Here is a 14,472-nt window from a genome sequence, read left to right on the forward strand (position 1 = left end):
GCAAGGGCGGGTAGCGAGCAGGCGGGATCGTGAGCGGATCGGAACGTTTGTCCCTGGACTTCGAGCGCCTCTATGGCAATCACCACGGCTGGTTGCTGGCCTGGGTGAATTGGCGTCTGGGCAATGCGGCGGATGCGGCGGACCTGGCGCATGACGCCTTTGTGCGCCTGCTGACGCGGCCATGCCATTTCGACAATGCGCAGCAGGCCCGGACCTACCTGCGCAAGATGGCCAATGGCATGTGCATAGACTTGTGGCGCCGCCGCAATCTCGAGCAGGCGTGGCTGGAGGCCTTGGCGACGCAGCCGGAGCCCACCACCTCGTCCGCTGAAGAGCAGGCCATCGTGCTTGAAGCGCTGGGCGAGATCGACGCCATGCTGCGTGAACTGCCGCCCAAGGCGGCCCATGCCTTCGTCATGGCCGTGGCCTGCGAAATGACGGACAAGGAAGTGGCCGACGTCCTGAAAGTGTCATCCCGCATGGTGCGCAAGTACGTTGCCCAGGCCATGCTGTGCTGCATGAAGCTCGAAGCGCGGATGGCAGCCGGCTTGCCCGAGGCGCCGGCCAGCACGGCCGGGCCATGAAGATCGCCGATACGCCCGGGCAAGAGCCGTCCCATCGCGTCATGGAGCAGGCGGCGGAATGGTATGCGCTGTTGCGCACCGGCGAGGCGTCGGCCGCCGAGCGCCTGCAATGGCAGCAGTGGTTTGACCGCGCCGCCGAGCATCGGCAGGCCTGGAGCTATGTCGACCGCATTGGCCGCAGGTTCGCGCCCTTGCAATCCAGTCCGGACCGCGAAGCCGCCGTCACGGCGTTTCGTCAGGCCGCGAGCGTTGCTCCGCGACGGCGCCGGCAACTGCTGCTGGGCCTGGCCGGATCGCTGGGGGTAGCCTGCCTGGGCTGGACCGCCTGGCGCCAGACACCCTTGCCTCTCATGGCGTCGACCTGGGGCGCGGACCATCGCGCGGGCGTCGCCGAAACGCGCCAGCTTACGTTGCCCGACGGAACCGAGGTCTGGCTCAAGGCATTGAGCGCGTTCAATGTCGACTACAGCAACAGGCTGCGCCGCCTGCAACTGGTCACGGGCGAATTTCTCGTCGACACCGCCTCGGATCCGCTGCGTGCCTTCGTGGTCGATACCGCGCAGGGGCGGCTGCAGGCTCTGGGCACGCGCTTTACCGTGCGCCAGGAAGAGGGCGGGGTACTGGTCGCTGTTTACCAGGGGGCGGTCCGCGTCGATACGGCGGCTTCCGGCGCCACCGGGATCGTGCATGCGGGTCAGCAGGCGCGCTTTACCGCGGACGCGCTGGGTGCGCCGGCGCCAGCGGACCCGGCCCGGGAAGCCTGGACCCGCGGCGTGCTGGTGGCCGACGACACGCCCTTGGCGGAGGTGGTTGAAGAACTGCGCCGCTATCACTTCGGCCACCTGGGCATCGCGCCCGAGCTTGAACGCCTGCGCGTGTTTGGCAGCTACCCGATCAATGACGCGGAGCGCGCGCTGGACATGCTTGCGTCGGTGCTGCCGGTGCGTGTGCGCCGGACCCTGCCCTGGTGGATAAGCATAGAGCCGCGTGGCTGAAAAAAATTGCGCCTGGCGGTTCCGCAAATCGCCACCTCGTTCGATTAAGGATAGTGAAGCCATCCTTTAATTTTTCGCACGAGAGCACAGGCCCGTCATGTTCCATCGTTTTCCCACTCCCGCAACGGCATTCACCGAGCCGCATTCGCGCCCCTTGGCATCGCCGCAGGGCCGAATGCGGGCGTGGGGCATGCCCCTGGCGCTGGCCATCGCCGTGTCGGCGGTCTGGGCGCCCGTGGTCTTGGCGCAGGATGCGCCGGCCGCATCCGGCCTGGCGTCCGACCTGCTTTCGTTCGATATTCCGCCGGCGCCGCTGAACCAGGTGCTGACGCGCCTGGCCAACGAGTCGGGGATCCTGCTGGCGGCCACGCCGGCGCTGGTGGCCAACCGCCACAGCAATGGGGTGCGCGGCCGCCACACCAGCCAGGATGCATGGGTTTGGCCTTGGCCGGCACGGGGTTGCGCGCCACGCGCGAAGGGCCCAATCAGTATCGGCTGAGCGCGCTGCCGGGCGCCGAGGCCGCGATGCTGGAGTCGGTGACGGTCACCGGCAGCGCGTTGTCCGGCGGACTGCCGCCCGTGTATGCGGGCGGCCAGGTGGCGCGCGGCGGCCGCCTGGGCCTGCTGGGCAATCGCGACGACATGAACACGCCGTTCAGCGCGACGCAATACACGTCCAAGCTGATCGAGGACCAGCAGGCGCAGAACATCGGCGACGTGCTGGTCAACGATCCTTCGGTGCGCAATACGTATTCGCGCGGGGCGGGCCGCGACGAGTTCAACATCCGGGGCTTCACGCTGTTCAACTACGACGTGTCCTTCAATGGCCTGTATGGGGTATCGCCGCGCAATGCCAGTTCCTTGATCGGCGTGGAGCGGGTGGAGGTGCTGCGGGGGCCCAACGCTCTCCTGAACGGCATGGCGCCCTACGGCTCGGTGGGCGGCTCGATCAATCTCGTGCCCAAGCGCGCGGGCCCCGATCCGCTGAACCGTTTCACGGTGTCCTACATAGGTGATAGCCAGTTCGGCGCGCACGCCGATCTGGCGCGCCGCTATGGCGACAGTCAGGAATTTGGCGTGCGCCTGAACGTGGCCGGCAGCGGCGGCGACCTGCCCATGGATGGCGCGCGGGAAGATCTGGGCGCGGTGGCCCTGGGCCTGGACTATCAGGGCGAGCGCTTGCGCATCGAAGGCGACATCAACTACCAGAACCGTACCACCGACGCTCGCAGCGGCCTGTTGTTTCCGCCTCCCGCAGGGGTGGAGATAGGCGCGGCGCCCGATGCCCGCCGGAATTTCTTCCCGTCGTGGACCTACTGGAAGACCAAGGAATGGTCGGGGGCGCTGCGCGCCGAGTACGACCTGACGCCGGATTGGACCGTGTACGGCGCCGTGGGTGCGCGCAAGCATGATTTCGAAAGCCTGCAAACTAGCTGGCTCATGCTGGACGGGGAAGGAAATATCGGCGCGGTGCCGGCTCGCCTGAATGAATCGCTAACCAGCAAGACCGGCGAGGTCGGGCTGCGGGGACGCTTCCAGACGGGGCCGCTCAAGCATGAACCTGCGCTGAGCGCGAGCGTGCTGGATATCGACTACTCGTCGGCTCGCATTCGCTCCCGCACGGTGTTCTCGAACATTTATCATCCGGCCGACCTGGCCAAGCCGGATATTGCCCGTCCGGACGATCTGCCCAAGACCAGCGAGTCGCGCCTATACAGCATTGCCTTGGCCGACACCATTTCGCTGGCCCAGGACCGGGTCCAGATCATCGCGGGCTTCAGGCACCAGCGGATCGACTCCGCCAACTTCGATGCCGCTACGGGGCGGCGGTCGTCGGACTATGACAAGTCCGCGATCACGCCGGCCTTTGCGCTGACCGTCCGGCCCACCGAGCGCCTGTCGCTGTATGGGAACTACATCGAGGGCCTGAGCCAGGGCGGCACGGCGCCGGAAGGTTCCGTCAATGCGGGGGAAGTGTTTGCGCCGGAAATCTCCAAGCAGTTCGAAGTGGGGGCCAAGTATGACTTTGGCGAGTTCGCCACCACGGTCAGCGCCTTTCAGATCGATCGTCCCAGCAGCTATCTGGACCCGGCCACGCAGCGATATGTGGCGAACGGGCAGCAGCGCAACCGCGGGTTGGAGTTCCTGGTGCAGGGCGACGCGGCCCCCGGCGTTCGTCTGCTGGGCGGGGTGGCCTACACCGATGCGCGGCTGACCCGCACGGAAGGCGGCGTGAATGACGGCAACCGGGCGCCGGCCGTGCCGCGCTTTCAGTTCAATGCGGCGGCGGAGTGGGACACGCCCTTTCTGCCAGGGCTGACCTTGACCGCCCGGATGCTGCGCACCAGCTCGCAGATCGTCGACGTCGGCAATACGCAGGAGATTCCCGGCTGGACCCGGTTCGACGTGGGCGCGCGCTATGCGTTCAACGCCAACGGCAAGCCTGTCGTGATTCGCGCAATGGTCGAGAACGTGCTGAACAAGAACTACTGGCAGTCCGCCGCGCGCGAAGGGCTGACGGTAGGCGCGCCGCTGACGGTGCTGCTGTCGGTGTCCACGGAGTTCTGATCGGCGCAGGGCCGCTCCACGATGACCGGTCGAGAAAATGCGACCGATTTCGGAACGGCCCGGCGGGATTGCGGGCAAGGCATATCAGGCGCCTATAAATTAGATATTGGACCCGCTTCCCCATCCCTCCATAGACTTCAGCGAGTTATGGAGGGGTGACATATGCATTTGAAGGGAATCATCGGATATCTACTGACGCCCTGCGACGACAGCGGCCGGGTCGACCACGCGCTGCTGGCGCGGCACGCCGAGAGGCTGATGGGCGAAGGCGTGCATGCGCTGGCGCCGCTGGGCAGCGTGGGCTGCCTGCCCTATCTGGCCGACGATGAGCGCGAAGACGTCATCCGCACGGTCGTCGGCACAGCCAGCGGGAAGGTGCCGGTGCTGGCGGGCGTTTCCAGTTTGAGCACGGCTGGCACCGTGCGGCACGCGCGTTACGCGGAACGTGCCGGGGCGAGCGCCATCCAGGTGCTGCCGAGTACGTACTGGAAGCTCACGGAGGATGAGATATACGCGTACTACCGCGAGGTTTGCGAGACGGTGTCGATTCCGGTGATGGTCTACAACAATCCATTCACCACCGGCATCGATCTTCCGGTTCAGTTCCTGGCCAGGCTGGCGGAGTTGCCCAATGTGGCGATGATCAAGGAGAGCAGCCCCGACACGACCAAGATCGGCAGGCTGCGCGCCGCCTGCGCCGACAAGACGGCCATCTACATTGGCCTGAATTGCATGGCGCTGCGCGGTTTCGCCGACGGCGCGTCGGGCTGGTGCACCGCGTCGCCGAACGTCAGCGCGCGCTTTGCGCTGAACCTGTACCGCTGTGCGATGGCGGGCGACAAGCAAGGCGTGGACGAGTGGTTCGCCAAGCAGATCGACCTGCTGAATTTCCTGATGGATCATGGCCTGCCAAGAACGGTTTCCGCGGGGATGCGGCTGCAAGGCGTGCCCTGCGGACGGCTGCGCGCCCCGCTGTCCCCGCTGGGTGCGGATCATGAACAAGCGCTTTTTGAAATCCTGAAAAAAATGGAGATAGTGGGATGAACAACAGATTGCGACGCTGCATGGCGGGATTCCTGGGGGTTGTCCTACCGGTTGCCGCGGCCTTGGCAGGCAACTATCCGTCCCAACCCATCCGCATGGTCGTCCCTTTTGGCGCTGGAGGGGTGACGGACACGACGGCGCGGGTGTTCGCCGAAGGCCTGACCCGCGAGCTGGGGCAGCCGGTTGTGGTGGAGAACCGGGCCGGGGCCGGCGGTTCGATAGCCGCCGGCGCGGTGGCGAAGTCCAGCGGCGATGGCTACACCTTGCTGGTCATCACCAATGGCATGATTGCCGTCAACCCGCTCATCTACAAGACGCTGCCTTACGATCCAAACAAGGATTTCGCGTATGTCGCGATGCTTGCCAACACCCCCACCGTGCTGGCGGTGGGCGTGGGCAGCCCCTATAAGTCGCTGCCAGAGCTGGTCAGCGCGGCCGGAGTCCAGGCTGACAAGATCGCGTTCTCCACCGCCGGCGAAGGGTCTGACAACTACCAGGTCCTGGAGCTGCTGCAGCAGGCGACGGGCGTGAAGATGCTTCATGTTCCGTACAAGAGCGGCAATGAGTCCCTGACCGCGGTGATGAGCGGAAATACGGATGTGACGGCCGTGTCCGCCGTTACGGCCGTGGGCTTTATCGAATCGGGCCAGATCAGGCCGTTCGCCGTGACCTCGGCTCGCCGCCTTGCCAATCTTCCGGATATTCCCACCGTCAAGGAAGTGCTGGGCAAAGAGGCCGAGGGCGGGTCGCTGTCCGGGATCGCCGTGCCTGCCGGAACCCCGCCCGATATCGTCGCCCGCCTGAATTCCGCGATTGCCGTGGTGGCAAAAAGCAGTTCGGTGCAGGACAAGATCTATGGACGGGGCAGTGAGCCGGTAGACGGATCGCAGGAGGCGTTCGCGCGCAAAGTCGTCGAAGAGCAGAAGAAGTGGGCGGGCATCCTGGCGGCCTTGCGGAAATGAGGTGGCCGCGTCAGGCTTCCCGCGCACCGGCATGCGGGGCGAGCACCTTGCGGACGGTGTCGGAGAACCAGCGGACCGCCGGATTCATGCCGTTTGCATGCACCGCCAGCGCCATCGGGTAGGTCAGCGGCGCGCCGGATGTATCCACCACATTGACGTAGGCGACATTGTCGATGGCGATCTGTCGCAGGGCTTCGGGAACGATGGCAACCCCAAGCCCTGCGGCAATCAGCGGAAGGCTGATCAAGGCGTGGGAGGACTCCTGCATGACTTTCGGGTGAAAGCCCGCCTGCCGGCAAGCCGCCATGATCTCGCCCGCGAAGCCGGGGCTGTCGGAATGCGCCAGCGTCACCAGGGTTTCGTCTCCAAGCTCGGACAGCGCCACGGCCAGCCTGCCGGCGGCGGGATGGACCCCGGGGACGGCCAGGATCAGCCGCTGGCGGTTCAGGGCGATCATTTGGATCCCGGGGACTTGGGATGCCGGCGGAACCAGGAAGGCGGCATCCAGTTCGCCTCGCTGCAGCTCTCCCAATATGCTCACGGTGCTTCCGCTGGTCAGGCGCAGCCGGATATGCGGAAACAGCTTGGTGAACTCGGGAAGAATCTGCGGAAGCAATCGGAGCGCCGCGCTGGGAACGGAACATACCCGCAGGGTGCCGACACGCCCATGCGCGGCATCCCGGGCGGCCTCAAGGGCCGATTCCGCTCCGTCGAGCAGACGCCTTGCTTCACCCAGAAAGGCGCCACCCGCCGTCGTCAGGCGAACGCCCAGGCGATCCCGTTCGAACAACGGCGCGCCGATCTCGGCCTCCAGCCGCTTGATGGCGATGCTCAAGGGCGGCTGAGTCATATTGAGGCGCTCGGCAGCGCGCCGATAGTTCAATTCGGTGGCAAGCACGACAAACTGCTTGAGTTGCCTGAAATCCATGCCTGCTCCGCATGTCCGGTTGTTCGGGGGCCTTGGGCCAGGGCGGTGTTCCGCCGGCATGCGGCGCTTGCGGTAGTCTACCGATAATATGGCTGGCTTCATCAGGCCAATTTTCTTATTTTGGGCAGACCGCATGGCAAAGACATTCGAACTTGAAACGCTGAAGATGCGGATGGGCGATGCCGAGTTCCAGCTGCTGGACCTGCACCAGCGCATACAGCGCGCATTGCGCGCCCTGATCCTGGACGGTGCGCTGGGTCCGGGCGTGAAACTGCCCGCCACCCGGGGCCTGGCGCTGTCGTTGGGCGTTGCCCGCGACACCGTCGAGAATGCCTATGTGCAGCTGCATCGCGATGGCTATATCGTGCGGCGCGAGGGTTCGGGTAGTTACGTGTCCGAGACGGTCGGCGCCGAATTGCGGGGCGCCGGGCGCAGGCGCATGAGGCCGCAGGACGCCGGCCCCGGCGCGGCGGAGCCGGGCACGGGCCTGAGCCGGCGCGGCCGGATGATATTCGACAGCGGCGGCGTCGTCGACCAGCAGGCGGTCAAGGCGTTTGCCACGGGGCTGCCGGAAACGCGCACCTTCCCGACCGATGTCTGGGAGCGCCTGCAGCGCCAGGCGATGAAGGACTACCGCGCCCATGTGTTGTTGCATGGCGATCCGCAGGGCGCGGAGCCGCTGCGCAAGGCGATTGCCGCCTACCTGAACCTGGAGCGCGGCGCCAAGGTATCGGCCGATCAGATCCTGGTGCTGAGCAGCACCCGGCAGGCCCTGTTCCTGTGCGCGCAATTGCTGGTGGACGCGGGCAAGCCCATCCTGATGGAGGATCCCGGGTACTTCGGCGCCAGGAAGGCGTTTGAATCCGCGGAGGCCCGGATCGTGCCGATCGACGTCGACGGGCAGGGGATACGTACCGACCTGCTGCGGGCGGACCGCAGCGGCGCCAACTGTGTCTACGTGACGCCCTCGCATCAATATCCCACCGGGGTGACCCTGTCGCTGGAGCGCCGGCTGGAGTTGACGCGCTGGGCCGGCGAGAACGGCAGGTGGATCATCGAGGACGACTATGACAGCGAGTTCCATCATGACGGACTGCCGACGGCATGCGTGCAAGGTGTGGACCGGTATCGGCGGACCCTGTATCTGGGCACCTTCAGCAAGACGCTCTATCCTGGCCTCAGGATGGGGTACATGGCCTTGCCGCGTGAACTGGTCAGCGCGTTTTCCCGGGCGCGCAGCATCATGGATGGGCACACACCGCAGATTCTGCAGTTGACGCTGGCCCGCTTCATGGAAGACGGGCACTACAACACCCATGTCCGCGCCATGCGCAAGCTGTACGCCGCGCGCAAGGAGACCATGCTCGATTCGATCGGCAAGCATCTTGCAGGCATCGCGACCGCGGTCAGGCCGGCTGGCGGGCTTCAGGTGCCCTGCCTGCTGGAGCCAGGATGGTCCGAGGCACAGACGATCCGCCAGGCGGCGGCGGCTGGCTTGCTGCTGCCCGGCATCAGCCGGCTGTACGCCGGCTCGAATGGGATGCAGGGCTGGCTGCTAGGCTATGCCTCGCTGACCGAGTATGAGATAGAGGCCGCCGTGCTGCGGCTCTGCAATGCCTTGAGGCAGCGGTAGCGGCGGGATTGCGCGGCTACCGCGTGGGGGCTCAGTAGGGCAGCGGGAAGCGCTTGGCCAACCCGGCCACGCCCGCGCGAATGGATTCCTCGGTGCGGCGGTCGATGGCGCCTGTGCGAATGCCGCCGAGCAGGGCCAGGATCATGTCGCCGATTTCCTCGAATTCATCCGGGCCCATGCCGCGCGAGGTGCAGGCGGCGCTACCCACCCGGATGCCGGAGGTCACCGTCGGCTTGGCGTCGTCATAGGGCACCGCATTCTTGTTCAGTGTGATGCCGACCTGTTCCAAGGCCAGTTCGGCCGTGTTGCCCGCCAGCCCCCAGGGGCGCAGGTCGACCACGCCCAGGTGGCAGTCCGTGCCGCCGGACACGATGGACAGCCCGCCTTGTGCGAGCCGGCCGCACAAGGCTTGCGCGTTCTCGATCACGGCCTGGACGTAGGCGCGGAACGATGGCTGCAGCGCCTCGCCCAGGGCGACGGCCTTGGCGGCGACGACATGCATCAGCGGACCACCCTGCAGGCCGGGGAATACGGCTGAATTGATTTTCTTCGCGATCTCAGCGTCGTTGGTCAGGATCATGCCGCCGCGCGGCCCACGCAGCGTCTTGTGAGTCGTGGTCGTCGTGACATGGGCAAATGGCACCGGCGATGGGTAGACGCCGCCGGCGACCAGTCCGGCAAAATGCGCCATGTCGGCCATGAATACCGCGTCCACCTCGTCGGCGATGGCGCGGAACCGCGCGAAGTCCAGCGTGCGGGAATAGGCCGAGCCGCCCGCGACGATGAGCTTGGGCCGCTCCCGCCGCGCGATGCGTTCGACTTCGTCCATGCTCACCCGCTGCGACGCCGGATCCACTCCGTAGCTGAGCGTCTGGAACCACCGTCCCGACATATTGACCTTGGCGCCGTGGGTCAGGTGTCCTCCGGCCTTGAGATCAAGGCCGAGGATCTTGTCCCCTGGCGTCAGCAGCGCCAGATAGACGGCCTGGTTGGCCTGGCTGCCGGAGTGCGGCTGCACGTTGGCGTATCCGGCGCCGAAAAGACGCTTGGCCCGATCGATGGCGATCTCCTCGGCGACGTCGACGTTCCCGCATCCCCCGTAATAGCGCCGGCCCGGGTAGCCCTCGGCGTACTTGTTCGTGAATACGGATCCCTGGGTATCGAGCACCGCGCGGCTGACGAAGTTCTCCGATGCGATGAGCTCGATCGAATGCATCTGGCGGCGCCGTTCGGCGTCGATGGCGGCCCAGATGTCCCGGTCGGCCTGCTGCAGGCCAAGGGCGCTGACAGCGGAAAGCGCCTGGTCGTCGTTTTGTGCAATGTTCGTCATGTTGGATGCCTGTGTCGAAGAAAAAGGTGGCAAGCTGGCGCCGGTGCGTTTCGCTACGGCTTGGCCGCGCTGCCGATCAGCGTGCGATGTCCGCCGTGAATGAGCAGATGCGCAGTCAGGCCGGCGACCAGCCCCCAGAACGCGCCGCCCACGCCAAGCAGGGTGACGTTCGCCGCGGTGGCCAGGAAGGTGATGAGCGCGGTTTCCCGGGTGCGCGCGTCGGCCATGGCGTTGGCGAGGCTGCCGCCGATGGCGCCCAGCAGGGCCAGGCCCGCGAGCGCGGTGATGAACGCCTTGGGCAGCACCATGAACAGCGCCGCCAGCGTGACTCCGAATGTACCCACCAGGATGTAGAACAGCCCGCAGGCCAGGCCTGCGATGTAGCGCTTGCGGGGATCTTCATGGGCGTCCTTGCCGGTGCAGATTGCCGCCGTGATCGCCGCCACGTTGAAAGCGTGCGCGCCGAACGGAGCCATGGCGAGCGAGCCCAGGCCGGTCGCAACCAGGATAGGATTCGCGCTGGTCTTGAAGCCGTCGTTGCGCAGCACCAGCATGCCGGGCATGTATTGTCCCGTCAGCGTGATGATGAACAAGGGCAGCGCGACTCCCAGCAGGGCATTCAGGGAGAACCGCGGCATTTCGAACACGGGCTTGGCAAGGCTGAGGTGGATCGCGGAGAAGTCGATCCTGCCCTGGGCGATCAGCAGCGCCAGGCCGATGACCAGGATTCCAACCACGGCGAACCTTGTGGTAAACCGCTTGAGGAGCGCGTACGAGATGACCAGCACGATCACCAGCAGCGGATCGACGCTGGCGCCGCCGAAGGCGTTGACGCCGAACTGCAGCAGAATGCCGGCCAGCAGGCCCGCGGCAATGCCGCCCGGGATCATGCGCACCAGCTTTTCGAAGGCACCGGACATGCCCAGCGCCACAAACCCCAGCGCCGAAATGACATAGGCGCCGATGACCTCGCCGTAGGGAGTAAACGGCATCACGGTGGCAAGAAACGCCACGCCCGGCGTCGACCAGGCCGTGATGATGGGTTCCTTGTAGCGAAAGCTGAGCCACGCGCCGGTGACGCCGACGCCGACGGACACCGCCCAAACCCAGGAGGCGGTCTGGGCGGGTGTCAGCCCAGCAAGCTCCGCGGCCTGGAAAACCAGCACGAAGGTCCCGCCGTAGTTGACCAGCACCGAGATAAGCGCCGCGACGGTCGGCGAAAAAAAATCGGCGGCTCGAAGGCCTGCCGGCGATGTGCTCATGAATCACTCCACGCTGATGAACGAGCCGGCCGACTCGCAGGCCAGGACTGAAGCAGGAGTTTAAGATCGGGGTGGCATGTCTATTCATGCCACATTCTCAGATAATGGCAGACCGCTTTGTACGTTCCAGAGTGGCCGGAGATGTTCAGGGCCTGGCGGGCCAATAGAACGAATCGGGCTGCGCGCGCGACCCGTAGATAGCCTGGCCCACTCGGACGACAGTGGCGCCTTCTTCGATGGCGACCTCGAAGTCTCCGGACATGCCCATGGAAAGATCGTCCAGCCGGACGCCCTGCGGCGCGGTCTGGCGAAGCTGGTCGCGCAGCTCGCGCAGGCGGACAAAGCATGGCCGAACCAGCGCGACATCGGCGGAGAACATCGCCAGGGTCATGAGACCGCGTACCCGCAGGGCGCTGTATGCCGGCATGGCCCGCAGGAATTGCGCTACCGCCTCCGGAGCGAGCCCATATTTGCTGTCTTCGCCCGAGGTGTTCACCTGAACGAATACGTCCAGGGAACGTCCGTCGGCCTGCAATCTTCTGTCGAGTTCCTCGGCGACGCGCAGGCTGTCCAGCGCCTGGAACTCCGAGGCAAAGCGCGCCACCACCTTGGCCTTGTTGGTTTGCAGGTGTCCGATCACGGACCAATGCAGGTCGGGCAGGTCGCGCATGAGCTCCCATTTGGAATGGGCTTCCTGCACCTTGTTTTCACCCAACTGCCGTATGCCCGCTTCGTAGGAGAGACGGATGCGGGCGGCATCCACTGTCTTGCTGACGGGCAGCAGGCGCACGGTGGATGCGTCGCGGCCTACGCGCTTGCATGCCTGGACAATGCGGCCATTGACGGTGGCGAGATTGGATCTGAAATCCGCCACGGACAGGGCTTGCGGGTAGGTCGAGTGCGCAAGCCCGGCCGGGTCTTCGTTCTGCGTGGCCAAGACGGTATCCCAAAAATTCCATCTTAGAGCGTTGCGGACGGGCCAGGCATTCCACATTTTCCAAGTTGGGCATACCGCTTTTGGCTTGCGCGCCGCCGGGGGATCAGAACTTGTATGCCAGCCCCGCGCTGAATGCGCGGCCATTGCCCGGCAGGAAAATGGGCATGGCGGGAGTGGCGGTGTTGCGGATGGCGTAGCTGCTGGCGTAGGTCTTGTTGGTCAGGTTGTCGGCCGTCAGGTAGCCGCTCCAGTGCGCGTCATATTCGTAGGCGATCTTGAATCCGAGCAGCGCGTAGGCCTCCTGCTGGGTTCCGGGCGCGTTGGCGTGGTTGGTTTCGGTGTCGCTCATCAGCCAGCGCAGGTTCGGACCCAGGCGCAGGCCGCCGATGCGGTACATCACTTCGGCGCTGAGCAGGTGGCGCGGCACGCCCGCGATCCGGTTGCCCTCGTATTCACCGCTGCGGAAGCGGAAGTCGCTGAGCGTGTAGGCCAGGCGGTAGTCGAACATCCCTTCGCCGGGCGAGGGCAGCGTGCCGGAGAGGCCGGCTTCGATGCCCTGATGGCGCGTGCGGCCGTTGTAGTTGTAGGTGCCGGCCGGGGTGCCGTTTTCGTTCGTGACGGACATCAGTTCGTCTTCGACCTTGCTGCGGTAGAGCGACACGCTCCATTGCTGGTCGCGGCCGGCCACGGTGAAGGTGCCGTCGCCGCCCACTTCATAGGTAAGGGCGCGCTGGAGGTCCAGCTTGCTCATGGAGGTGCTGGCGGTGGCCGGGTTCATGGGGGCGGCCACTTCCCCGTTGACGATTTCCCAGAAGGTGGGCGCTTCGTTGCTGCGGCTGACGTTGGCGTACCAGCGCTGGGATGCGGCGGGCTGCCAGATGATGCCGAGCTTCGGGGTGGCGTAGTTCCAGTCCTGATCCAGCGTCTTGCCGCTGTTTCGTTCGTGCGCGTCGCGCACCGCCTGGCTGTACTTGAGGTCGCCCACCACGCTGAACTGCGGCGTCAGGTGCCAGTCCAGGCCGACCATCGCGCTGCGGTTCTCGGCGCGCAGGTCGTAGGCGCCGAAGCGCTGCAGCCGCTGGCCGTCGGCCGGGCGGATCGCCACCAGGTCGCGGTCCATGTCGCTGCGCTGCCAGTCCAGCGCCACCCGGTAGTCCACCGTGCCGACTTTGCCGGCCAGCTGCCACAGCAGGCCGTAGGTATCGCCATCCGTCAGGTTGGCGACTTGCGGGTTGGTGAAGTCGTCCTTCGTGTGCTGCCAGTAGACGCCGGCGGTCTGGTTGAGGTTTTCGGTCCCCCAGAAGCTGCGGTTGGCCAGGCGGAACTGGGTGGTGTCGCGGTGCGGATCGCGCAGGTAGACGTTATTGGCGAGGTCCTGCGGCGTCTTGCCGTCGCCGAGCACGCTGCGCGGGTCTTCATACATGCGCGCCTTGGGGATGGGCTGCGGGATATCGAACTTCAGGTCGGTATAGGAAAGATAGGTGCGGTTTTCGAAGGCGCCGCGGCGGAATCCGACGTTGCCCTGGAAGCTGGTGCGCTCGGACGAGGAGTGATGGCGGTAGCCGTCCGACTTGTCATAGCCGAAGCTGAAGCGCCCGTCGAACCGGTCGTCCTCGAAGCCCTTGGCCAGCGTCACGTTGCGGGTGCCGAAGCTGCCGCCGCCCAGCCGGATGAAGTCGCCCTGGGTGCCGGTGATGGATTGGAAGTCCACCTCGCCGCCGAGCGTGCTGGCGCCGGGCGCCAGGGCGTTGGCGCCCCGCCGCACGCTGATGAGGCCTGCATTGCGCGGTTCGAGCAGGCTGATGATGAACGAGCCGTCCGCGTCGTTGAGCGGCAGGCCGTCCTGCATCAGCAGGATGCCCCGGGAAAGCGGATTGCTCTGGATGCCCGAGCCCCGGATGTTCAGGCGCGGCTGGTCCAGGCCGCCGAAGAATTCCTGCACGATCACGCCAGGCTGATAGTCCAGCGCATCGCGCAGCGTGATCAGGCGCACTTCCTGCTGGGGCTGTGTCAGGTTGGTGCCACCAGGCACGGCCTGCAGTTCGGCTTGCGTGCGCTGCAGATTGGGCTCCAGGGCGCGCGGGATGGTGAGGCCCTGCACTAGTACGGGGGCCAATACAGGTGCCTCCTGGGCTAGGGCCACGGACAGCCCGAGGGCGGTAAGGATAAGACTGGACGCGAATTGTCGCAGGACAGGGGTAGACATCAGGAGAATTCCACTAAGAGCGG

Annotated in this window: 12 protein-coding genes; 7 read left to right on the plus strand and 5 right to left on the minus strand. The window is 65.8% G+C overall.

From position 1 onward, the window contains the following. Positions 1–47 precede the first annotated feature (47 nt). The 6 genes from HLG70_RS24965 (at position 48) to HLG70_RS24985 (ending at position 6,153) form a co-directional block, all read left to right on the plus strand. Entirely contained in the window at positions 48–584 is a 537-nt protein-coding gene (locus HLG70_RS24965) for a sigma-70 family RNA polymerase sigma factor (RefSeq protein WP_171663050.1), read from the plus strand. Beyond that, entirely contained in the window at positions 581–1,579 is a 999-nt protein-coding gene (locus tag HLG70_RS24970) for a FecR family protein (protein WP_234103215.1), read from the plus strand. Before HLG70_RS24965 ends, HLG70_RS24970 begins: the two co-directional genes overlap by 4 nt. Before the next feature lie 97 nt (positions 1,580–1,676). Next, positions 1,677–2,078 carry a hypothetical protein gene (locus HLG70_RS29595; RefSeq protein ID WP_234103217.1) on the plus strand — a complete coding sequence of 134 codons (402 nt, stop codon included), beginning with the start codon at positions 1,677–1,679 and terminating at the stop codon, positions 2,076–2,078. Further along, entirely contained in the window at positions 2,012–4,147 is a 2,136-nt protein-coding gene (locus HLG70_RS24975) for a TonB-dependent receptor (protein WP_234103218.1), read from the plus strand. Before HLG70_RS29595 ends, HLG70_RS24975 begins: the two co-directional genes overlap by 67 nt. Positions 4,148–4,309: 162 nt before the next feature. Then, on the plus strand, positions 4,310–5,191 hold the full coding sequence (locus HLG70_RS24980; protein ID WP_171662917.1) for a dihydrodipicolinate synthase family protein: 882 nt from the start codon (positions 4,310–4,312) through the stop codon (positions 5,189–5,191). Then, positions 5,188–6,153, plus strand: a complete 966-nt coding sequence (locus HLG70_RS24985) for a Bug family tripartite tricarboxylate transporter substrate binding protein (RefSeq protein WP_171662916.1) — start codon at positions 5,188–5,190, stop codon at positions 6,151–6,153. Before HLG70_RS24980 ends, HLG70_RS24985 begins: the two co-directional genes overlap by 4 nt. A gap of 10 nt (positions 6,154–6,163) precedes the next feature. Here HLG70_RS24985 and HLG70_RS24990 read toward each other — a convergent pair whose 3' ends face one another. Beyond that, positions 6,164–7,216: a LysR family transcriptional regulator gene (locus HLG70_RS24990; protein WP_234103219.1), complete on the minus strand. Its 1,053-nt coding sequence runs from the start codon at positions 7,214–7,216 to the stop codon at positions 6,164–6,166. Here HLG70_RS24990 and HLG70_RS24995 point away from each other — a divergent pair. Further along, the gene (locus HLG70_RS24995; protein ID WP_171662914.1) at positions 7,215–8,714 is read left to right on the plus strand and encodes a PLP-dependent aminotransferase family protein; all 1,500 of its coding nucleotides are present in this window, start codon (positions 7,215–7,217) and stop codon (positions 8,712–8,714) included. The two genes, HLG70_RS24990 and HLG70_RS24995, sit on opposite strands and share 2 nt — an antisense overlap. Positions 8,715–8,745: 31 nt before the next feature. Here the strand turns inward: HLG70_RS24995 and HLG70_RS25000 are convergent, their stop codons facing one another. The 4 genes from HLG70_RS25000 to HLG70_RS25015 all read right to left on the minus strand — a co-directional run bounded on the left by HLG70_RS25000 (position 8,746) and on the right by HLG70_RS25015 (position 14,449). Beyond that, a complete protein-coding gene (locus tag HLG70_RS25000) occupies positions 8,746–10,044 on the minus strand; it encodes a serine hydroxymethyltransferase (RefSeq protein ID WP_171662913.1) in 1,299 nt (432 codons plus the stop codon). A 53-nt stretch (positions 10,045–10,097) separates the two neighbouring features. Then, positions 10,098–11,306, minus strand: coding sequence for a benzoate/H(+) symporter BenE family transporter (locus HLG70_RS25005; protein ID WP_171662912.1), 1,209 nt, complete (start codon positions 11,304–11,306; stop codon positions 10,098–10,100). 145 nt (positions 11,307–11,451) lie between these two features. Continuing rightward, entirely contained in the window at positions 11,452–12,243 is a 792-nt protein-coding gene (locus tag HLG70_RS25010) for a YggS family pyridoxal phosphate-dependent enzyme (protein WP_234103220.1), read from the minus strand. A gap of 103 nt (positions 12,244–12,346) precedes the next feature. Next, a complete protein-coding gene (locus tag HLG70_RS25015) occupies positions 12,347–14,449 on the minus strand; it encodes a TonB-dependent receptor family protein (RefSeq protein WP_171662910.1) in 2,103 nt (700 codons plus the stop codon). Positions 14,450–14,472: the final 23 nt, after the last annotated feature.

Origin of the sequence: Achromobacter deleyi (assembly GCF_013116765.2) — a bacterium.
Classification (GTDB): domain Bacteria; phylum Pseudomonadota; class Gammaproteobacteria; order Burkholderiales; family Burkholderiaceae_B; genus Achromobacter; species Achromobacter deleyi_A.

Excerpts from the sequence above, each read along its gene's own strand:
- HLG70_RS25000 (WP_171662913.1), bottom strand. The coding sequence starts at position 10,044 with ATGACGAACATTGCACAAAACGACGACCAGGCGCTTTCCGCTGTCAGC.
- HLG70_RS25015 (WP_171662910.1), bottom strand. The coding sequence starts at position 14,449 with ATGTCTACCCCTGTCCTGCGACAATTCGCGTCCAGTCTTATCCTTACC.
- HLG70_RS24990 (WP_234103219.1), bottom strand. The coding sequence starts at position 7,216 with ATGCGGTCTGCCCAAAATAAGAAAATTGGCCTGATGAAGCCAGCCATA.
- HLG70_RS24970 (WP_234103215.1), top strand. The coding sequence starts at position 581 with ATGAAGATCGCCGATACGCCCGGGCAAGAGCCGTCCCATCGCGTCATG.
- HLG70_RS24985 (WP_171662916.1), top strand. The coding sequence starts at position 5,188 with ATGAACAACAGATTGCGACGCTGCATGGCGGGATTCCTGGGGGTTGTC.
- HLG70_RS29595 (WP_234103217.1), top strand. The coding sequence starts at position 1,677 with ATGTTCCATCGTTTTCCCACTCCCGCAACGGCATTCACCGAGCCGCAT.
- HLG70_RS24975 (WP_234103218.1), top strand. The coding sequence starts at position 2,012 with ATGGGTTTGGCCTTGGCCGGCACGGGGTTGCGCGCCACGCGCGAAGGG.
- HLG70_RS25005 (WP_171662912.1), bottom strand. The coding sequence starts at position 11,306 with ATGAGCACATCGCCGGCAGGCCTTCGAGCCGCCGATTTTTTTTCGCCG.
- HLG70_RS24980 (WP_171662917.1), top strand. The coding sequence starts at position 4,310 with ATGCATTTGAAGGGAATCATCGGATATCTACTGACGCCCTGCGACGAC.
- HLG70_RS24995 (WP_171662914.1), top strand. The coding sequence starts at position 7,215 with ATGGCAAAGACATTCGAACTTGAAACGCTGAAGATGCGGATGGGCGAT.